General features: G+C 73.4%; 14 protein-coding genes and 1 pseudogene. 6 read left to right on the top strand and 9 right to left on the bottom strand.

Annotated elements, in window-relative coordinates; genetic code table 11:
• The first annotated feature begins 109 nt into the window (after nucleotides 1–109).
• Nucleotides 110–1297, top strand: a complete 1188-nt coding sequence (locus BJP40_RS17135) for a pyridoxal phosphate-dependent aminotransferase (protein ID WP_071281082.1) — start codon at nucleotides 110–112, stop codon at nucleotides 1295–1297.
• Between the two features lie 233 nt (nucleotides 1298–1530).
• Here the strand turns inward: BJP40_RS17135 and BJP40_RS17140 are convergent, their stop codons facing one another.
• The gene (locus BJP40_RS17140) at nucleotides 1531–2079 is read right to left on the bottom strand and encodes a YbjN domain-containing protein (protein WP_071281083.1); all 549 of its coding nucleotides are present in this window, start codon (nucleotides 2077–2079) and stop codon (nucleotides 1531–1533) included.
• 889 nt (nucleotides 2080–2968) lie between these two features.
• Nucleotides 2969–5560, bottom strand: a complete 2592-nt coding sequence (gene clpB / locus BJP40_RS17145; RefSeq protein WP_071281084.1) for an ATP-dependent chaperone ClpB — start codon at nucleotides 5558–5560, stop codon at nucleotides 2969–2971.
• A gap of 131 nt (nucleotides 5561–5691) precedes the next feature.
• Here clpB and BJP40_RS17150 point away from each other — a divergent pair, with 131 nt between their 5' ends.
• Nucleotides 5692–6105, top strand: a complete 414-nt coding sequence (locus BJP40_RS17150; protein WP_071281085.1) for a pyridoxamine 5'-phosphate oxidase family protein — start codon at nucleotides 5692–5694, stop codon at nucleotides 6103–6105.
• A 635-nt stretch (nucleotides 6106–6740) separates the two neighbouring features.
• On the opposite strand, the gene BJP40_RS17155 is transcribed toward BJP40_RS17150, so the two are convergent.
• Nucleotides 6741–7058, bottom strand: a complete 318-nt coding sequence (locus BJP40_RS17155; protein ID WP_071266575.1) for a (2Fe-2S)-binding protein — start codon at nucleotides 7056–7058, stop codon at nucleotides 6741–6743.
• Nucleotides 7055–7300 carry a hypothetical protein gene (locus BJP40_RS17160; protein WP_071266577.1) on the bottom strand — a complete coding sequence of 82 codons (246 nt, stop codon included), beginning with the start codon at nucleotides 7298–7300 and terminating at the stop codon, nucleotides 7055–7057. The genes BJP40_RS17155 and BJP40_RS17160 overlap by 4 nt, the downstream gene beginning before the upstream one ends.
• Nucleotides 7301–7428: 128 nt before the next feature.
• Between BJP40_RS17160 and BJP40_RS17165 the strand changes: the two are divergent.
• A pseudogene (locus tag BJP40_RS17165) lies at nucleotides 7429–8406 on the top strand (helix-turn-helix transcriptional regulator); the annotation flags it as partial.
• Nucleotides 8407–8677: 271 nt separating this feature from the next.
• Here the strand turns inward: BJP40_RS17165 and BJP40_RS17170 are convergent.
• The 5 genes from BJP40_RS17170 to BJP40_RS17190 form a co-directional block, all read right to left on the bottom strand.
• The gene (locus BJP40_RS17170) at nucleotides 8678–9145 is read right to left on the bottom strand and encodes a heat shock protein transcriptional repressor HspR (protein ID WP_071266579.1); all 468 of its coding nucleotides are present in this window, start codon (nucleotides 9143–9145) and stop codon (nucleotides 8678–8680) included.
• Between the two features lie 4 nt (nucleotides 9146–9149).
• On the bottom strand, nucleotides 9150–10328 hold the full coding sequence (gene dnaJ / locus BJP40_RS17175) for a molecular chaperone DnaJ (RefSeq protein ID WP_071281086.1): 1179 nt from the start codon (nucleotides 10326–10328) through the stop codon (nucleotides 9150–9152).
• A gap of 78 nt (nucleotides 10329–10406) precedes the next feature.
• Nucleotides 10407–11066, bottom strand: coding sequence for a nucleotide exchange factor GrpE (grpE, locus tag BJP40_RS17180; RefSeq protein ID WP_071281087.1), 660 nt, complete (start codon nucleotides 11064–11066; stop codon nucleotides 10407–10409).
• Nucleotides 11063–12922 carry a molecular chaperone DnaK gene (gene dnaK, locus BJP40_RS17185; RefSeq protein ID WP_071281088.1) on the bottom strand — a complete coding sequence of 620 codons (1860 nt, stop codon included), beginning with the start codon at nucleotides 12920–12922 and terminating at the stop codon, nucleotides 11063–11065. Before dnaK ends, grpE begins: the two co-directional genes overlap by 4 nt.
• A gap of 395 nt (nucleotides 12923–13317) precedes the next feature.
• Nucleotides 13318–15537, bottom strand: a complete 2220-nt coding sequence (locus BJP40_RS17190; RefSeq protein WP_071281089.1) for an NADP-dependent isocitrate dehydrogenase — start codon at nucleotides 15535–15537, stop codon at nucleotides 13318–13320.
• A gap of 297 nt (nucleotides 15538–15834) precedes the next feature.
• Between BJP40_RS17190 and BJP40_RS17195 the strand changes: the two genes are divergently transcribed.
• From BJP40_RS17195 to BJP40_RS31925, 3 genes are all read left to right on the top strand, one after another.
• Complete coding sequence (locus tag BJP40_RS17195) at nucleotides 15835–16827, top strand: LysR family transcriptional regulator (RefSeq protein WP_071281090.1); 993 nt, start codon at nucleotides 15835–15837, stop codon at nucleotides 16825–16827.
• Between the two features lie 1018 nt (nucleotides 16828–17845).
• Nucleotides 17846–19237 carry a carbohydrate-binding protein gene (locus tag BJP40_RS17200; protein WP_071281091.1) on the top strand — a complete coding sequence of 464 codons (1392 nt, stop codon included), beginning with the start codon at nucleotides 17846–17848 and terminating at the stop codon, nucleotides 19235–19237.
• A gap of 94 nt (nucleotides 19238–19331) precedes the next feature.
• Nucleotides 19332–19715, top strand: a complete 384-nt coding sequence (locus tag BJP40_RS31925; protein WP_079171260.1) for a DUF488 domain-containing protein — start codon at nucleotides 19332–19334, stop codon at nucleotides 19713–19715.
• Nucleotides 19716–19858: the final 143 nt, after the last annotated feature.

Genomic DNA, 19858 nt, shown 5'->3' on the forward strand with positions numbered 1-19858 from the left:
ACCGCCCAAAGCGCACTTGAGCAACTCCAGAGGTTCGGCGGCCCATTCATGGGGCCCGCACGGACACGCGCGGCTCCCGCCCTTGAGGTGCCGCCCGGTTCGCCCCAGGATGGCGCCCATGACAAGGCAACCGCTCAGCAGCCGCCTCGCCGGGTTCGGCACCACGATCTTCGCGGAGATGTCGGCCCTGGCCACCGCCACGGGCGCGATCAACCTGGGCCAGGGCTTCCCCGACACCGACGGCCCCGAGGAGATCAGGGAGGCCGCCGTGCGGGCCGTGCGCGAGGGCCGCGGCAACCAGTACCCGCCCGGTCCGGGCGTCCCCGAGCTGCGCACCGCGATCGCCGAGCACCAGCTGCGGCGCTACGGCCTGGCCTACGACCCCGACACGGAGGTCCTCGTCACCGCGGGCGCCACGGAGGGCATCGCCGCGTCCCTGCTGGCGCTGGTCGAGCCCGGCGACGAGGTGATCGCCCTGGAGCCGTACTACGACTCGTACGCCGCCTGCATCGCCATGGCGGGCGGCCGCCGCGTCCCGGTGACGCTCCGCCCCGATCCGGCGGCCGGGCGCTTCGTCCTCGACCTGGACGAGCTGCGGGACGCCGTCACCGACCGCACCCGCCTCATCCTCCTCAACACCCCCCACAACCCGACCGGCACCGTCCTCACCCGCGACGAACTCGCGGCCGTCGCCGCGCTCGCCGTCGAACGGGACCTGCTCGTGGTCACCGACGAGGTGTACGAGCACCTGGTCTTCGACGACGCGGAGCACGTGCCCGTCGCGACCTTCCCCGGCATGCGCGAGCGCACGGTCACCCTGTCCTCCGGCGGGAAGACGTTCTCCCTGACCGGCTGGAAGGTCGGCTGGCTCACCGCGCCGCCCGGACTGACCGCGGCCGTGCGGACCGCGAAGCAGTTCCTCACGTTCGTGTCGTCGGGTCCGTTCCAGTACGCCATCGCGGATGCGCTGCGGCTCCCCGACAGCTACTTCGACGACCTCAGGACGGACCTGCGCGCCAAACGCGACATCCTCGCGGACGGGCTGCGGGCCGCCGGGTTCGAGGTGTACCTGCCGCGCGGCACGTACTTCGTCACCGCCGACATCACGGCCCTCGGCGAGAAGGACGGCCTGTCCTTCTGCCGCTCCCTCCCCGAGCGCTGCGGCGTCGTCGCCATCCCGAACCAGGTCTTCTACGATCACGCCGACGCCGGCCGCACCCTCGTCCGCCTCGCCTTCTGCAAGAAGGCCGCCGTCCTCCGAGAAGCAGCCGACCGTCTCCGGCAGCTCTCGGCCTGAGCCCACCGCCGGGCCCGCCCCGCCCCTCAGCGCAGGCCCGGAAGCTCCCCGGCCTCACGCTCGGCCGTACCGCCTGCCCTGGGCAGGGTCCTGCATCCGGGCCGGCCCGCACAGGGGGTGTGGGGCGCCATGTCCTGCCGTGGCAGGTTGCCGGGTTCAGGAAACGGAGCGGCCGGGGCGGTGACCGACTTCCGGTCACCGCCCCGGCCGCGTCGCCGCGAGCCCGTGCGGGCTCAGGCCTCGTCGCCCGGCTTCTCGTCCTCGCCGGACTCGCCGGTCTCCAGGCCGAGCTGCTCGACGAGCCACTTGTCGAACTCGATCGACGCGCGCACCCAGCTCACCGTCGACGACACGAAGTGCTCCAGGCTGACGCCCGTGCCGATCAGCATCTGGGCCTCGCCGATGAGCCGGACGGTGGCGCCGCCCTGCTCGTCCTCGTGGAGGTGGGTGTAGACCTTGGGCCACAGGGTGCGGCGGTTCCAGTCGTCGATCGACTCCAGGATCTTCATACGGTCCTCGACCGGGTGCGGCCGGTCGTAGAAGGTCCGTACGGAGAAGACCTGCTGCTCCGCCTCACCGCGGAACATGAAGTAGGTGCGGAACTCCTCCCACGGCGCCGCGAGGTCGCCCTCGTCGTCGACGACGTACTTCAGCTCCATCTGCTCGAGGAGCTGCTTCACCAGGTCCTGGTCGGGGACGACAGGGCCGGGAGGCGGCCCCGCGGGCTGGGACTGCTGCGGCTGGGCCCCGAAGTTCGGAATCGAGGACGGGTCGATGCTCACCGGGTGATTTCCCTTCGTACGGATAGCCGCCATCCTCTCCCATCCCGGACCGGGGCTGGCAAGCCCATCCGGGGGCGATCCGCTCCGGGCGGACAGGATCCGCCGCCTTGGCGCAGGACCCCCGTCCGTGGCCGCCGTGACCGGCGGCCACGGACGGGAGGGGCCTCGGGCCGGTCCACGAGCCGTGGGCAGTGCCGCCCCGCCACAGTGGCCCCCGCAGGGACCGGCCCTGCTGCCGGCCGCGGCGGCACGGCTGCGACGCGCATGCCGCCGCGGCCGCGGCGGCACCAGGGCGGGGCGTACGCGGGCGGTCCGCACGAGGACGATCCGTGCCACGTGGTCGCGGCGGCGCGACGGGGCTCGTGCGTGGCCTTCCGGGTGCGGCGGGGCCGTAACTCCGTACGCCGGAGCGGCGGGGCTCGTGCGTGGCTTCCCGGGTGCGGCGGGACCGGACCGCCGCCGTACGCGGGGCACGGCGGGACCGGAACGCCGTACGCGGGGCAGGGCGGAGGCCGGGCCTCCGTGCGCGGGGCACGGCGGGGACCGGACCGCCGTACGCGGGCGCGGCAACGTCCTGCGCGTGCCGAGGGGCGCAGGAGGCGGTGCAGCTGCGTGTACGGGCGCGGGCGGGCCGCACAGGCACGATCCGCTCCACGTGGGCGCGGCGGCGCGGCGCAGGAAGCGGTGCAGCCGCGCGTACGGGGCCCGGTCATGCAGGACCCGCCGCGCCGCGCGGCCGGGCGGCGGTGCGGCTGCGCATGCGGGCGCGGCGGCCGTGACCAGTGCGCGGGTGGGTCGGGGTGCGGCTCCTCCGGGCGCGACGGGGTGTACGGGGACGGGGGGCACCGTCCCCGTACGCTCCTCCCGCCGCGCTCGGGCCGGCTCTCGGTTACCGCGCCGCGGTGACCGTGAGCCCGCCGTCGACGCGGTCGACGCGAACCGTGTCGCCGTCGTTCACCTCGCCCGCCAGGATCTCCCGGGCGAGCCGGTCGCCGATGGCCGTCTGGACCAGGCGGCGCAGCGGGCGGGCCCCGTACGCCGGGTCGTTGCCCTCGTCGGCGAGCCACTCCAAGGCCCCGGGCGACACCTCAAGGGCGAGCCTGCGCTCGGCGAGCCGTGCGGCGAGGCGGTCGATCTGGAGGCGTGCGATGTGGGCCAGCTCGTCCCGGGTGAGGGCGGAGAAGACGACGATGTCGTCCAGACGGTTGAGGAACTCCGGCTTGAAGGAGGCCCGCACCACCTCCAGGACCTGCTCGCGCTTCTCCGCCTCCGTCGTCGTCGGCTCCATCAGGAACTGGCTGCCCAGGTTCGACGTGAGCACCAGGATGGTGTTGCGGAAGTCGACGGTCCGGCCCTGCCCGTCCGTCAGCCGGCCGTCGTCGAGGACCTGCAGGAGGACGTCGAAGACCTCCGGGTGGGCCTTCTCGACCTCGTCGAGCAGGATGACGCTGTACGGGCGGCGGCGCACCGCCTCCGTCAGCTGGCCGCCCTCCTCGTAGCCGACGTAGCCGGGAGGCGCGCCCACCAGCCGGGCCACGCTGTGCTTCTCGCCGTACTCGCTCATGTCGATGCGGACCATCGCCCGCTCGTCGTCGAAGAGGAAGTCGGCCAGGGCCTTGGCGAGCTCGGTCTTGCCGACGCCCGTCGGGCCGAGGAACAGGAACGAGCCGGTCGGCCGGTCCGGGTCGGAGATGCCCGCGCGGGTGCGGCGCACCGCGTCGGACACCGCCTGCACGGCTTCCTTCTGGCCGATGAGGCGCCGGCCGAGCTCCTCCTCCATGCGGAGCAGCTTGCGGGTCTCCCCTTCGAGGAGGCGGCCCGCGGGGATGCCCGTCCAGGAGCCGACGACGTCCGCGATGTCGTCGGGCCCGACCTCCTCCTTCACCATCGGGTTCTTGGCGGCCTCCTGCTCCGCCTCGGCGGCGGTCGCTTCGTCCAGCTCCCGCTCCACGGCGGGGATCTCCCCGTACAGCAGCTTGGACGCGGTGTCGAAGTCGCCGTCGCGCTGGGCCCTCTCGGCCTGGCCGCGCAGGTCGTCGAGCCGCTCCTTCAGCTCGCCGACCCGGTTCAGGCCCTGCTTCTCCTTCTCCCAGCGGGCGGTGAGGCCGCGCAGCTCCTCCTCCTTGTCGGCGAGGTCGCGCCGCAGCTTCTCCAGGCGCTGCACGGACCCCGGGTCCGTCTCGTTCTTCAGCGCCAGCTCCTCCATGCGGAGGCGGTCGACGGCGCGCTGCAGCTCGTCGATCTCCACGGGCGACGAGTCGATCTCCATGCGGAGCCGGGACGCCGCCTCGTCGACGAGGTCGATGGCCTTGTCGGGCAGGAAGCGGGAGGTGATGTACCGGTCCGACAGGGTCGCGGCGGCGACCAGTGCGCTGTCCGCGATCTGCACCTTGTGGTGGGCCTCGTAACGCCCCTTCAGGCCGCGGAGGATGGCGATGGTGTCCTCGACGGTCGGCTCGGCGACCAGGACCTGCTGGAAGCGGCGCTCCAGCGCCGGGTCCTTCTCAATGCGCTCGCGGTACTCGTCGAGGGTCGTGGCGCCCACCATGCGCAGCTCGCCGCGGGCCAGCATGGGCTTCAGCATGTTGCCCGCGTCCATGGCGGAGTCGCCGCCTGCACCCGCGCCGACGACGGTGTGCAGCTCGTCGATGAAGGTGATGATCCGTCCGTCGCTCTCCTTGATCTCGGAGAGGACGGTCTTCAGCCGCTCCTCGAACTCGCCGCGGTACTTGGCTCCCGCGACCATGGCGCCCAGGTCGAGGGCGACGAGCTGCTTGTCCTTCAGCGACTCGGGGACGTCGCCCTTCACGATGCGCTGCGCGAGCCCCTCGACGACGGCCGTCTTGCCGACGCCGGGCTCGCCGATGAGCACCGGGTTGTTCTTGGTGCGCCGGGACAGGACCTGCACCACCCGCCGGATCTCCTGGTCGCGGCCGATGACCGGGTCGAGCTTGCCTTCGCGGGCCGCGGCCGTGAGGTCGGTGCCGAACTTCTCCAGCGCCTTGTACTGCCCCTCCGGGTCCGGGCCGGTCACGCGGCGGCTGCCCCGGGACTTGGTGAACGCGTCCAGCAGCTTCCCTGCGCTCGCGCCCTGCCGGGTCAGCAGCTCTCCGGCCTGCCCGCCCTTGGCGGCGATGCCGATCAGCAGGTGCTCGGTGGACAGGTAGGCGTCGCCGAGCTCCCGGGCCCGGGCCTGGGCGTCCGTGATGACGGCGAGGAGGTCGCGGTTGGGCTGCGGCGGGGCGACGGTGGACCCGGTGACGCTGGGGAGCGCGGCCAGCAGCCGCTCCGCCCCGGAGCGCACGGCGGCCTGGTCCGCCTCGACGGCGGCCAGCAGGTCGACGAGGTTCTCGTTGTCACGGCCGGACAGCAGCGCCAGCAGGAGGTGCGCCGGCGTCAGGTCGGCGTGCCCTGCGGACACGGCGCGGCTGGTGGCGGCGTTGAGCGCCTCCCGGCTCTTGTTGGTCAGCTCGGCGTCCACGTGTGCTCTCTCCTCCTCGTCCGGGCCCTTCGGCTGCGCCCTCGACTCCCATGACTCAGCCAACGTCCACAAAGTTGAGTCTATTCCACTCAAGGTGGTGGGTGCCAGTGCCCCCGGGTAGTTTCCGGCCCATGTCCATCGACCTCCGCAACCCCGAGCCGTCCTACGTCAGCTTCTGGCGCGAGCGGCACATGTGCACGCTGACGACCATCCGCCCGAACGGCACGCCGCACGTGGTGGCGGTGGGCGTGACGTACGACCCCGAGGGCGGCGAGAAGGGTACGGCCCGGGTCATCACGAACAAGCACAGCCGCAAGGTCGCCAACGTGCTGGCGGCCGGGCCGGAGGGCGCCCGGGTGGCGGTCTGCCAGGTCGACGCGGGCCGCTGGGCGACGCTGGAGGGCCGTGCGGTGATCCGCGCCGAGCCCGAGGTGGTCGCCGACGCCGTCGCCCGCTACGCGGAGCGCTACGGCCGCGTCCCGACGCCGAACCCGGACCGGGTCGTCATCGAGATCACGCTGACCCGGGCGATGGGCCGCGCGTAGTCCCGTTCTCCGCGCCCGCACCCCGGGCCTCCGGGCCCGGCGGACCCGCGGCAGGACGGGCACCGGCCCCCTGCCCCCGCGCCACGGCCGGCGCCGCGGACCGCGGGGAGCGGGCAGCGGGAAGCGGACCGCGGGAAGCGAGCAGCGGGGGGGTGTCAGCGGGGGTCCGGGGCAGACCGGCCGGCGGGCCGGGTTCGGGCCCCGTGCCCGGCTTCCCTTCGCGGCGCACGCGGGCCTGCCACGCCGACGGGCCTGCGCGTCGGGCCGCACCGCGCCCCCGCCGGGGCGCGCCGAGCCCGCGGGACAGGCTGCGCCTCTCGCGACGCCGCCACCGAGACGGGTCGGAGGCGGAGCCGAGGGCACCGGAGCGCACCGGACGGCGCCGCTCCTGGTCCGCCTGCACCCGCCCGCTCGCGGCACCGGACCACTCCGGCCGCCGCCCACGCGCACCGGGCACGTGGGCCGGCGCCTCATCGACCCGCCCGGGACACCGGGCTCTGCGGCGGCAGCCCCGCACCGGCGCACCCGGGCGTGCCCGTGTGCAAACAGCACAGCGGCGCCACCGTGTTCAGGTCCACGATGGCGCCGCTGTGTGGGGGAAGCACCTGAACGATCTACAACGACGGGGGAATCGTTCAGGCGCTGCGGGGGGTGGCGGTTGCGGTCTCGGGCTCGACCAGCTGGTGATCCCGCTGATCGAGATTGACGAAAATCATTCCGTAGCGAATGGCGCACCGGACGGGCTGCGGCGCACCACGGGGGCGACGGAGGCAGCGGTAGGCGCGGATGTCCTCGTCGTCGCCGCGCGTGATGACGATCGGCTCACCGAAGAGGGTGACCATCAACGAATCGCCACCCTGCGGCACGGCGGTGACGAGGTCGATGAAGTGCCACCCGGAGCGGTAGGCGGACGCCATCTCGCGCCGGAAGCGCGGGTCGTCGGGAACGTTCATGCCACTACGCCCGTCGTCCTGGCGCCGGCACTGTCCCACGCGGGGTCCTGGAGGGGGGACGCGGCGAAGTCCCACGAGGGGTCGCGCTGACCCGCCGGGCTGCTGTCCCATGAGGGATCACCTGCGGCAACGCTGCTCGTCGGCGCGGCATCCCACGCCGGATCACCGCTGGCGGCGGCGACGCCGAGCACGGCCGCGGCAGCGACGGCTATGGCGCTGAGTGCACGAACCATCCTGGTCATGGACGATCTCCACCTCTTTTTGTCCTTACCTCCTCCCCCGCGCTTATGACGATGGCTCACTCTGAACGCTTCCACCAGCCAGTACAGGCATCATGTTCCTGAAATACAGGACCCTGAGGGGGGTGCATATGCGGTCGAAGGTGGACGATCCGGAAACCGAGCACAGCCATGGCGAGCCGTGCGAAGCCGGAAGGCACCTGTACGCGGCCGCCCTGCGCGCTGGCCGGATAGCCCGCTCGGAAGTGGACGCGGCGCCGTGTCTCCTGGACCTCGCGCTGCTCCACCCGGACCCCGACGACCCGGACTGGCTGCGGCCGGTGCCTCCCTCCATCGCCCTCAACCAGCTCATACACCCCATTGAGCGCGAGATCCAGCAACGCCGACAGCGGGCCCTGTCGTTGGCCGATGCATTCGAGCCCTTCATGACGATCACCACGGCGACTCCCCCGGCCACCGCGGCCATCAACGTCCTGGAGGGCCTCGCCGTCATCAACGCCGAGCTGGACCGGGTCATCGAGGAGTGCTCCGTGGAGCTCCTGACCATCCAGCCTGGTAGCGGACGCAAAGGCCCCGAGTCGGTGAAGGCCGCGCTGCGGCGGGTCGAGCCCCTGTTGGACCGCGGGGTCCGGATGCGCACCCTGTACCAGCACACCGCCCGGCACCACTCGGCGACGATGGGGTACGTCGAGCGGATCATGCCCTTCGGCCTGGAGGTCCGCACCCTTGAGGAGATCGTCGACCGGCTGATCGTCGTCGACCGGAAGGTGGCGTTCATCCCGGCGCGCAGCGACCGCCAGGTGGCCCTGGAGCTCCGCCACGAGGGGCTGGTGCGCTACCTCGTGGGCGTCTTCGAGCAGTTCTGGCTGTACGGCATACCGTGGCAGGAGGAGGTCGTCGCCTACGCGCCGGCCGTGAACGGCATCAGCGGCATCCAGCGGTCCATCGCCCGGCTCCTCGTCGAGGGTCATGTGGACGAGGCGATCGCGCGCCGTCTGGGCATGAACGTCCGCACCTGCCGGGCCCACATCGCGAAGCTGGCGTCCGCGCTGGGCAGCGGCAGCCGGGCGCAGCTGGGCTACCTGATCGCACGCTCCGGGATCCTGGACGGCCAGGAGGGCGTCTGCACGGTGACGATGCCGCCGGCGGAAGCGGTGCCCGCCGTGCCCGCGGTGCTACCGGTGCAGGGCGCCGCCCCCGTGACCGTGCAGGGCTGCCCGGCCGGCGACCCGGACACGGCGCGGGGCCACGACCAGTACCCCGCCCGGGACTGACCGGCACGCGACAGGGACCGCGCCGGGCGCCGGCGGCCCGGGCAACCCGCCTCCGGGGTGGAGCGGCGCACGCCGCAGGCTGCGCGAGGCCCGTCACCGCACCCGGTCAGTCGGCGCCGCTGCCGTTCCCCCGCTGCTTGCCGCCCGGCCGCCACACCACCAGCGCGCTCGTCTGCTGCACGTCCTGGTAGCGCACGAGGTCCCGGCGGTACGAGGCGTGGACCTGGGCCTCCCGCTGGCGCATCGCCATCGCCGCGCCCTCGACCGCGGCCGTCAGCTCGGCCACCCGGGCCTCCAGCGCGGTCACCTGGTTCTCCAGTTCGATGATGCGCTTGATTCCGGCCAGGTTGATGCCCTCGTCCTGCGACAGCTGCTGCACCTGCCGGAGCAGCTGGATGTCGCGGGCCGAGTACCGCCGACCCCGCCCCGCCGTACGGTCCGGGGACACCAGGCCCAACCGGTCGTACTGGCGCAGGGTCTGCGGGTGCAGACCGCTCAGCTGGGCGGCCACCGAGATGACGTACACGGGCGTGTCGTCGGTCAGCTCGTACGGGTTGCGTCGGCGTCCGTCCACTGCGTCAAGCCCCCTTCGCGGCCTGGAAGAGCTCCTCCCGCGGGTCCTGGCCCGCGGTCGCCTGGCGGTAGGCCTCCAGGGCCTCGCGCGCCGTGGCGTCCAGTTCCTTCGGTACGGCGACCTCGACGGTGACCAGCAGGTCGCCGCGCGTACCGTCCTTGCGGGTGGCGCCCTTGCCCCGGGCGCGCATGGTGCGTCCGTTGGGCGTGCCGGCCGGGATCTTGAGGGTGACCGGGGGGCCGCCGAGCGTCGGCACCCGGATCTCGCCGCCGAGGGCCGCCTCCGCGAAGGAGACGGGGACCGTGACGGTGAGGTTGTCGCCCTTGCGGCCGAACACGGGGTGGTCGTCCACGTGGACGACGACGTACAGGTCGCCGTGGGGGCCACCCCGCTCGCCCGGGGCACCCTTGCCGCGCAGCCGGATGCGCTGCCCGTCGGAGACGCCCGCCGGGATGCGGACCTGCATGGTGCGGGACGACTTGGCGCGCCCGCTGCCGTGGCACACGTCGCAGGGGTCCTGGGCGATGAGCCCGCGGCCCTTGCACTCCACGCAGGGGTCGGTGAGCGAGAAGCCGCCCCCGGAGCCGCGGGACACCTGGCCGGTGCCCACACAGGTGGGGCAGACCCTCGGTGTGCCGTTCTTGTCCCCGGTGCCGGAGCAGACCTGGCACGGCTGCTGGCTCGACATGCGGAGCGGGACCGTGGCCCCGTCGACCGCCTCGGTGAAGCTGAGGGTCACCTCGGACTCGACGTCCTGGCCGCGCCGCGGCTGCGTGCGGGCCCCGGTGCCGCTCCGGCCGAACAGCCCGCCGAACACGTCGCCGAGGCCGCCGCCGAAGCCGCCCGCCCCGCCGGCGCCGCCCTGGGGCCCGCCGCCGGCGAAGAGGTCGCCCAGGTCGAAGTTGAAGGTGCCCCCGGCGCCCGGTCCCGCGCGGAACCCGCCGTTTCCGAAGAGGGCGCGCGCCTCGTCGTACTCCTTGCGCTTCTTGGGGTCGCCGAGGACGTCGTTCGCCTCGGAGATCTCCTTGAAGCGGGCCTCCGCCTGGGCGTCGCCCTTGTTGGCGTCCGGGTGGAACTCGCGGGCGAGCTTCCGGTACGCCTTCTTGATCTCCGCTTCGGTCGCGTCCTTGGGGACGCCGAGGACCTTGTAGTAGTCCTTCTCGACGAAGTCCTTCGTGCTCATCGACGTCCCTCCTCCCGGACCGTCACTGTGTCAGCCCCGGGCCCCGCGGTCCGCCGGGGACCGCGGGACCGCACGCTGTCAGCCCTCCTCGGGGCCACCGTTCTCCTCGTCGGCCGGCTTCTCCTCCTTGGCGGCCGGCGCCGCGCCCGGCTGGGGCTCGGCGACGGCGACCCGCGCGGGCCGGATGGTCCGCTCGCCGATCCGGTACCCGGGCTGGAGGATCGCCACGCAGGTCGTCTCGGTGACGTCCGGCGCGTACGAGTGCATCAGCGCCTCGTGCACGGTCGGGTCGAAGGGCTCGCCCTCCTTGCCGAACTGCTGGAGGCCCATCTTCGCGACGACGGTCTCCAGCGACTCGGCGACCGACTTGAAGCCGCCGACCAGCTCGCCGTGCTCGCGGGCCCGGCCGATGTCGTCGAGCACCGGCAGGAGCTCGGTGAGGAGGCTCGCGACAGCGACCTCCTTGACGGCGACCCGGTCGCGCTCGACCCGGCGGCGGTAGTTCTGGTACTCGGCCTGGAGCCGCTGGAGGTCGGCGGTGCGCTCCGCGAGAGCGGTGCGGGTCCGGTCCAGTTCGGCGGTCGACCCCTCGGCCTCGGTGCTGTCGTTCGTGTCCCCGGCCGGGGCCGCCGCGGTCTCCTCGGAGGTGTCCGCAGCGGCCTCGACGGCGTCGTCGTCGGCGGCGCCGGAGGGGACGTCGGGCTTCTCCTCGAAGCCCGGAGTCGTCTCCTCCGTCATGCGGCGCCACCCTTCGGCTTCTCGTCATCGACGATCTCGGCGTCCACCACGTCGTCGTCGCCCTGGGCGCCCGCGGCACCGGCCTGGCCGGCGCCGGCGGCCTGGCCCTGGGCGTCGGCGTAGAGGGCCTGACCGAGCTTCTGGGAGACGGCGGCGACCTTCTCCGTGGCGCTGCGGATCTCGGCCGTGTCCTCGCCCTTCAGCTTCTCCTTGAGCTCGCCGAGAGCGCCCTCGACCTCGGTCTTCACGTCACCGGGGACCTTGTCCTCGTTGTCCTTGAGGAACTTCTCGGTCTGGTAGACGAGCTGCTCGCCCTGGTTGCGGATCTCGGCGGCCTCGCGGCGCTTGTGGTCCTCCTCCGCGTACTTCTCGGCCTCTTCACGCATCCGGTTGACCTCGTCCTGCGGCAGCGAGGAGCCGCCGGTGACGGTCATCTTCTGCTCCTTGCCGGTGCCGAGGTCCTTGGCGGTGACGTGCATGATGCCGTTGGCGTCGATGTCGAAGGAGACCTCGATCTGCGGGACGCCGCGCGGGGCCGGCGGGAGGCCGGTCAGCTCGAACATGCCGAGCTTCTTGTTGTACGCCGCGATCTCGCGCTCGCCCTGGTAGACCTGGATCTGCACGGACGGCTGGTTGTCCTCGGCCGTCGTGAAGATCTCCGACCGCTTGGTCGGGATGGTCGTGTTCCGCTCGATGAGCTTGGTCATGATGCCGCCCTTGGTCTCGATGCCGAGGGACAGCGGGGTCACGTCGAGGAGCAGGACGTCCTTGACCTCGCCCTTGAGGACACCGGCCTGGAGCGAGGCGCCGATGGCGACGACCTCGTCCGGATTCACGCCCTTGTGCGGGTCCTTGCCGGTGAGCTCCCGCACCAGCTCCGTGACGGCGGGCATCCGCGTCGAGCCGCCCACGAGGATCACGTGGTCGATGTCGGCCACCTGGATGCCCGCGTCCTTCACGGCGTTGTGGAACGGCGCCTTGCAGCGCTCCAGCAGGTCCGCGGTCAACTGCTCGAACTGCGCCCGCGTCAACCTCTCGTCCAGGTGCAGCGGCCCCTCCGCCGACGCGCTCAGGTACGGCAGGTTCACGGAGGTCTCCGTCGCCGCCGACAGCTCGATCTTGGCCTTCTCGGCCGCTTCCCGCAGCCTCTGCGTCGCCATGCGGTCCCGGGCCAGGTCCACGCCGTACGCCGCCTGGAAGCGCTGCGCCAGATGGTCGACGAGCCGCTGGTCCCAGTCGTCCCCGCCGAGGTGCGTGTCGCCGTTGGTGGCCTTCACCTCCACGACGCCCTCGCCGATGTCCAGCAGGGACACGTCGAAGGTGCCGCCGCCGAGGTCGAAGACCAGGATCGTCTGCTCGTCGCCCTTGTCCAGGCCGTACGCCAGGGCCGCGGCGGTCGGTTCGTTGACGATCCGCAGCACGTTCAGCCCCGCGATCTCGCCGGCTTCCTTCGTGGCGGTGCGCTGGGAGTCGTTGAAGTACGCGGGAACGGTGATGACGGCGTCCCGCACGTCCTCACCGAGGTACGCCTCGGCGTCCCGCTTCAGCTTCTGCAGGACGCGCGCGGAGATCTCCTGCGCGGTGTACCGCTTGCCGTCGATGTCACCGGTCTCCGGGAAGTGCCAGGACGCGTCGCCCATGTGGCGCTTCACCGACCGCACGGTGCGGTCGACGTTCGTGACGGCCTGGCGTTTGGCCACTTCGCCCACCAGGACGTCGCCGTTCTTGGCGAAGCCGACCACGGACGGGGTGGTCCGCGCGCCCTCCGTGTTGGTGATGACGGTCGGCTCGCCGCCCTCCAGGACGCTCACCACCGAGTTGGTCGTTCCGAGGTCGATTCCCACTGCCCGTGCCATCGTCGTCTCCTCAGATATACCTCTTTCGTACCTTATGTCACCTGGGGTGGTGGAGGCGTGTCCTTCCGGCGGCCCGCAGCCAGAGGGCGGCGGCCGACGCGTGCGGCGAGGACGGCTGAGCCGCTTGCCGGCTCGGCCGGGGCTGCGTCGGACCTCCGCCCCGCACCGCCGCGCGGCGTGAGCGGGGCGGGGGCGGCCGTACCGGGTCTCGGGCCGGGCGCCGGGTCGGGTGCGTGCCGTACCGGGCGTCGGGCCGGGGTGCGCGGCCGGGGTGCGCGACCCACCGGTACGGGCGCGGGGCGGCGGTGCGGGCGGCGGGCCCCGGTGGCGTAGCCCGCACACGCCGAAGGCCGTGCCGGAAGGTTCCGGCACGGCCCTCAGCGGGTGGCGGCGGGTCAGCCCAGGTTCGCCAGCGCCTGGTTGAAGGTCTGCGACGGGCGCATGACCGCCGCGGCCTTCTCCGGGTCCGGCTGGTAGTAGCCGCCGATCTCGGCGGGCTGCCCCTGGACGGCGACCAGCTCGTCGACGATCGTCTGCTCCTGCTCGGTCAGCGTCTTCGCCAGCGGCGCGAACGCCTCCGCGAGCTGCGGGTCGTCGGTCTGCTTCGCCAGCTCCTGCGCCCAGTACAGCGCCAGGTAGAAGTGGCTGCCGCGGTTGTCGATGCCGCCCACCCGGCGGGTCGGCGACTTGTCCTCGTTCAGGAACGTCGCGGTCGCACGGTCCAGGGCGTCCGCGAGGACCTGCGCGCGGGCGTTGCCCGTGGTCTTCGCGTACTGCTCCAGGGACGGCACCAGCGCGAAGAACTCGCCCAGCGAGTCCCAGCGCAGGTAGTTCTCCTTGACCAGCTGCTGGACGTGCTTCGGGGCGGAGCCGCCGGCGCCCGTCTCGAACAGGCCGCCACCCGCCATCAGCGGGACCACCGACAGCATCTTGGCGCTGGTGCCCAGCTCCAGGATCGGGAAGAGGTCCGTCAGGTAGTCGCGGAGGACGTTGCCGGTGACGGAGATGGTGTTCTCGCCGCGGCGGATGCGCTCCAGCGACAGCTTGGTGGCCTCGACCGGCGCCAGGATCCGGATGTCCAGGCCCTCCGTGTCGTGCTCCTGCAGGTACGCCTTGACCTTCGCGATCAGCTGCGCGTCGTGGGCACGGGTCTCGTCCAGCCAGAACACCGCCGGGTCGCCGGTGGCGCGGGCGCGGGTGACGGCCAGCTTCACCCAGTCCTTGATCGGGGCGTCCTTGGTCTGGCAGGCGCGGAAGATGTCGCCGAGCTCGACCTGCTGCTCCAGGACGACGTCGCCGGCCTGGTCGACCAGGCGGACCGTGCCGGCCGCCGCGATCTCGAAGGTCTTGTCGTGGGAGCCGTACTCCTCGGCCTTCTGCGCCATCAGGCCGACGTTCGGCACGGAGCCCATCGTCGACGGGTCGAGGGCGCCGTTCGCGCGGCAGTCCTCGATGACGGCCTGGTACACGCCCGCGTAGCTGCTGTCCGGCAGCACGGCGAGGGTGTCGGCCTCCTGGCCGTCCGGGCCCCACATGTGGCCGGAGGTGCGGATCATCGCCGGCATGGAGGCGTCCACGATGACGTCGCTCGGCACGTGCAGGTTCGTGATGCCGCGGTCCGAGTCGACCATGGCGAGGGCCGGGCCCTCGGCCAGCTCGGCGTCGAAGGACGCCTTGATCTCGTCGCCCTGCGGGAGCGCCTCCAGGCCCTTCAGGATGCCGCCGAGGCCGTCGTTCGGGCTCAGGCCGGCGCCCGCGAGGACGTCGCCGTACGCGGCGAACGTCTTCGGGAAGAAGGCGCGGACGACATGGCCGAAGACGATCGGGTCGGAGACCTTCATCATCGTGGCCTTCAGGTGCACGGAGAACAGCACGTCCTCCGCCTTCGCGCGGGAGACCTGCTCCGCGAGGAACTCCTTCAGCGCCGCGGCGCGCATCACCGACGCGTCGACGACCTCGCCGGCGAGCACCGGCACCGACTCGCGCAGCACGGTGGTGGTGCCGTCGGCGGCGACGTGCTCGATGCGCAGCACGCCGTCCTCGGCGATGACGGCCGACTTCTCGGTGGAGCGGAAGTCGTTGCGGCCCATGGTCGCCACGTTCGTCTTGGACTCCGAGGTCCAGGCGCCCATGCGGTGCGGGTGCGTCTTCGCGTAGTTCTTCACCGAGGCGGGGGCGCGGCGGTCCGAGTTGCCCTCGCGCAGGACCGGGTTGACGGCACTGCCCTTGACCTTGTCGTAGCGGGCGCGGATCTCGCGCTCCTCGTCGGTCTTCGGGTCGTCCGGGTAGTCCGGGAGCGCGTAGCCCTGCTCCTGGAGCTCGGCGACGGCGGCCTTGAGCTGCGGGATCGACGCCGAGATGTTCGGCAGCTTGATGATGTTCGCGCCCGGCGTCTTCGCCAGCTCGCCCAGCTCGGTGAGGGCGTCACCGATGCGCTGGCCCTCCTCCAGGTACTCCGGGAAGACGGCGATGATGCGGCCGGCGAGAGAGATGTCGCGGGTCTCCACGCGGACCCCGGCCGTCGAGGCGTACGCCTGGACCACCGGCAGGAACGAGTAGGTGGCCAGCGCCGGGGCCTCGTCAGTGTGCGTATAGATGATGGTCGAGTCAGTCACCGGGTGCTCCGCTCCACGTCTGTAACATTGCTCGACATCAAGATATCTCGTGATCGGCCGCGGTACGACCGGCCCCCCGGGCTCCGCGCCCCCCACCACGCCGCCCCAGGTGGCGCCCCGTCCGGCAGGCGCCTCCCGACGCGGTGCCGCGGACCGCACGGGGCCGCGGGAGCCGTCGCCTCCTGCCCGGGCCGTCGGGCAGCGGGGTCGGCCCGCCCGCGGGCGGGCACCCAGGAACCCCGGAAAGGTCTGGACCAGGGTCTTGCCCTGGCTCCACGGGCCCGGGAAGCTCGCTTCATGGACCTGGAGCTGCGGCACCTGAAGACGTTGCGCGCGATCGCCGACGCAGGCAGCCTCACCAAGGCCGCCACCTCCCTCGGGCTGGCCCAGCCCGCCCTCAGCGCCCAGCTCAAGCGCATCGAGCGGGTCCTCGGCGGGGCGCTGTTCGAACGGGGGCGGCACGGAGTGCGGGCCACACCGCTCGGGGAGCTCGTCCTGGAGCGCGCCAGAGTCGTCCTGCCCGCCGTGACGGAGCTCCAGCGCGACGCCGTGCGGTTCGCCACCGGAGCGGGCCCGGGACCCGACGCCCCCCGCTTCCGGCTCGGCGCCACCCACGGCCCCCTCCTCGGCGCCCTCGTCGACCGGCTCGCCACCGCCCACCCCGGCGCACCCGTCACCACCCACACCTCCTGGTCCGAGCGGGAGATCGCGCAGGGCGTCGTCGAAGGCCGCCTCGACTACGCCCTCGTCGGCACCTGCGGCGGCAGCGCCCCGCCCGAAGGCGAACGGCTCACCTGGCGGGAGATCGCCACCGACCCCGTCTTCGTCATGCTGGCCACCCGGCACCCGCTCGCCGACCGCGGCCAGGTGCACCTCGCCGACCTCGCCGACACGGCCTGGACCGACGTCCCCGGTGACAGCTGCTTCGGCGACTGCTTCCACGCCGCCTGCGCCCGCGCCGGCTTCACCCCGGCCCGGGTGTACGAGACCGACACCGCCTCCTGCGTCCACCTCGTCCAGGTCGGCCGGGCGGTCGGCCTCTGCCGCGCCACGTTCCCCGACACCGCGGGGCTGGTCACCCGGCCGCTCGCCGGCACCCCCCTGTCCTGGCGGCACCTGCTCGGCTGGCACCCCGCGGGGCCGGCCGCGGCGGGCGCCGCCTCCGTCCTCGCCCAGGCCCGCGCCGCGCACGCCGCTGCCGCCGCGGCCAGCCGCAGCTACACCGCGTGGCGGGCGTCTGCCTCCGGCACGCCGCCCGGCAGGGTGCCCTCCGCCCGCCAACCGGCCTGACGGAGCCCGCGGCACCGGGCGGTGGTGGGGGAGCGGGGAGGCCGCTCCCCGCAGAAGCGGCGGGAAGGGGGCGCCGGTGACGGGACGGCGCGGGCCGGGCGCGGCCGCGCCCGGCGTGGCGTACGGACGGCCGGGCCCCCGGGCCGTGATGCCTGCCGGAGGGCAGAGGGCAGAGGGCAGAGGGCAGAGGGCAGCGGGCGGCGGGCGGAGGGTGTGGTGCGCGGTGCCCGGGGGTGCGTGGTGTGTGGTCTGCGGCATCCGGTGCGTGCGGTGTGCGGTGCCGGGGTGCGCGTGGCCCATGTGGTCTGCGGTGTCCGGTGCGTGCGGCGCTCGGTGTCCGTGCGTTCTGTCCGGTGCGGGTGACCGTTCGGGGAGCCGCTGGTGGGGCTCTTGAGGCAGCAGGGCGTCAGGGTGCCGACGAGCCGTGCCGCGCCGGGCAGGGACGGCCGTCCCGGCAGTCGGGGTGCCGACGATCAGGGACACGGTCACGGCGTCCGCAGCGGCCGGGCCGGGCCGTGCAGAGCAGGCCAGCCCCGTGGGGCACGCTGTCCAGCCCCGTGGGGGCGCGCCGTCATGAGCCGGCTCCGGGGAGCGGCATGCCGATCCAGGCGGGTGACCCCGGGTGCGAAGGCCGGGCTTGCCCGCCGCGGTTGACCGGGACGTAGCCCACCGGGCCTGGCCGCCCGCTCGCCGGAGCGCCCGCGGCACCCGCCAAGCGCCCGCTTGCGCGTTCCCCGCCAGGCGGCCGCTGTGCCGCAGTCCACCGACCCGCGCAGAGCTTCGGCCGCCCCGCCGAGCGCCCGCACCGGCGGTCGACAGCCCAGCGTCCGCACCGGCCGCCGACCGCCCAACGGCCAGCCGCCGTCCACCACCAGCGGGCCCCCGCGGTCCACCGCCCGCGCAGAGCACCACGGCGTCCTCCATAACGTCGAACAGAAGGAAAAACGACATCTTCTGACGGTGCATCGGCAACACCTACGGTTTCGGCACCCCCACCGAGACCGAGGAGAGACACCACATGCTCCACAGACACGCCCGGGTCGCGTGTGCCGCCCTCACCGCCGTCGGCGCGCTCGTACTGACCGTGCTGCCCGCCGCGGCCGCCGCGGAGCCCGCCCCGCCGACCACCCCTTCGGCAGCCGCGAGCCTGGGCGCCGACCGCCCGTCCCCCGACGTCCTGGCCGCCATGGAGCGGGATCTCGGCCTCACCACCACCCAGGCGCGGACGCGCCTGGTCAACGAAGCCGAAGCGGGTGCCAAGGCCGGCCGCCTGCAGGGCGCGCTCGGCCAGGACTTCGCGGGCGCCTGGGTGGGCGGAGAGGTCTCCGACAGCCTCACCGTCGCCACCACCGACCCCGCCGACACCTCCGCCATCCGGGCGGCCGGGGCCGAGGCCCGGGTGGTCCGCCACGGCCTCGGCCGGCTGGACGCCGCCAAGTCCGCTCTCGACCGGGCGGCCGCCCGCACGGCGCTCCGCACGGTCACCCGCGACGTACCGGTCTGGTACGTCGACGTCCGCACCAACGCCCTCGTCGTCCAGGCGGTCAAGCGTTCCGCCGCCGAGCGGCTCATCGCCGGCTCCGGTGTCGACCGCTCCCTCGTCCGCGTCGAGACCACCACCGAGCGGCCCCGCCCCTTCTACGACATCCGCGGCGGCGACGCCTACTACATGGGCGGCGGCGGCCGCTGCTCCGTCGGTTTCGCGATCACCCGCGGCACCCAGCACGGCTTTGCGACCGCGGGCCACTGCGGTCGCGCCGGCACCTCCACCAGCGGCTTCAACCAGGTCGCCCAGGGCACCTTCCAGGCATCCAACTTCCCCGGCCGCGACATGGCGTGGGTCGCCGCCAACACCAACTGGCGCTCCTCCCCGTACGTGAAGGGGCAGGCCGGCCAGAACGTCCAGGTGACGGGCTCCACCCAGGCTATGGTCGGCGCCTCCATCTGCCGCTCCGGCTCCACGACCGGCTGGCACTGCGGCACCATTCAGCAGCACAACACCAGCGTCACCTACCCCGAAGGCACCATCAGCGGTGTCACCCGCACCTCGGTCTGCGCCGAACCGGGCGACTCCGGCGGCTCGTACATCTCCGGCAGCCAGGCGCAGGGCGTCACCTCGGGCGGCTCCGGCAACTGCCGCACCGGCGGGACGACCTTCCACCAGCCCATCAACCCGCTGCTCCAGGCGTACGGGCTGACCCTCACCACCACCACGGACCCGGGCGACCCGGGTGACCCCGGCGACCCGGGCGACCCCGGTGAGCCGGGCGGCACCTGGGCCGCGGGCACCGTGTACAAGGCAGGCGACCAGGTCACGTACGGCGGCGCCACGTACCGCTGCATCCAGGGCCACCAGGCCCAGACCGGCTGGGAGCCGCCGAACGTCCCGGCCCTGTGGCAGCGCCTCTGACCACGCACACACCCGCACCACCGCACCGGGGTCCGGCAGCCTGCCGGACCCCGGCCGGTTTGCCGCACGGCAGCCGCCGCGAGACCCTGGCCCCATGCCCCGCACGCTGCCCCACCACCTCCGCCTGCGCCGCGTGTACGACCCGCCGCAGCCCGAGGACGGCACGCGCATCCTGGTCGACCGCCTCTGGCCGCGCGGCCTCGCCAAGGCCGACGCGCGCATCGACGAGTGGCCCAAACCCCTCACGCCGTCGACGGAGCTGCGCCGATGGTTCCACGATCAGGACACCGAAGACGCCGCCGGCTTCGCCGAGTTCCGCCACCGCTACGAGACGGAGCTCGCCGCCCCGGAGCCCGCGGCGGCGCTCGACGGCCTCCGCCGCCTCACCCGGGCTGGCCCCGCCACCCTCCTCACCGCGTCCCGCACCCCGGACCGCAGCCACGCCTCGATCCTGCGCGACCTGCTGGAAGGACACTGAGCGGACGCCGCGGCGCAACCCCCACCGGCGGATTCCCGCCATCCCGCACATGCCGCCGCGGCCCGACGACAGCGCCGGACCAGCAGCGCCCCGTCCACTGCCGTCCACCGCCGAGCGCCGACCGGGCAACCGGCCACAGGATC

Origin of the sequence: Streptomyces sp. CC53 (genome assembly GCF_001865245.1) — a bacterium.
GTDB lineage: Bacteria > Actinomycetota > Actinomycetes > Streptomycetales > Streptomycetaceae > Streptomyces.

Excerpts from the sequence above, each read along its gene's own strand:
- BJP40_RS17155 (WP_071266575.1), bottom strand. The coding sequence starts at position 7,058 with ATGAACGTTCCCGACGACCCGCGCTTCCGGCGCGAGATGGCGTCCGCC.
- BJP40_RS17150 (WP_071281085.1), top strand. The coding sequence starts at position 5,692 with ATGTCCATCGACCTCCGCAACCCCGAGCCGTCCTACGTCAGCTTCTGG.
- BJP40_RS17135 (WP_071281082.1), top strand. The coding sequence starts at position 110 with ATGGCGCCCATGACAAGGCAACCGCTCAGCAGCCGCCTCGCCGGGTTC.
- grpE (WP_071281087.1), bottom strand. The coding sequence starts at position 11,066 with ATGACGGAGGAGACGACTCCGGGCTTCGAGGAGAAGCCCGACGTCCCC.
- dnaK (WP_071281088.1), bottom strand. The coding sequence starts at position 12,922 with ATGGCACGGGCAGTGGGAATCGACCTCGGAACGACCAACTCGGTGGTG.
- BJP40_RS17195 (WP_071281090.1), top strand. The coding sequence starts at position 15,835 with ATGGACCTGGAGCTGCGGCACCTGAAGACGTTGCGCGCGATCGCCGAC.
- BJP40_RS17200 (WP_071281091.1), top strand. The coding sequence starts at position 17,846 with ATGCTCCACAGACACGCCCGGGTCGCGTGTGCCGCCCTCACCGCCGTC.
- dnaJ (WP_071281086.1), bottom strand. The coding sequence starts at position 10,328 with ATGAGCACGAAGGACTTCGTCGAGAAGGACTACTACAAGGTCCTCGGC.
- BJP40_RS17160 (WP_071266577.1), bottom strand. The coding sequence starts at position 7,300 with ATGACCAGGATGGTTCGTGCACTCAGCGCCATAGCCGTCGCTGCCGCG.
- BJP40_RS31925 (WP_079171260.1), top strand. The coding sequence starts at position 19,332 with ATGCCCCGCACGCTGCCCCACCACCTCCGCCTGCGCCGCGTGTACGAC.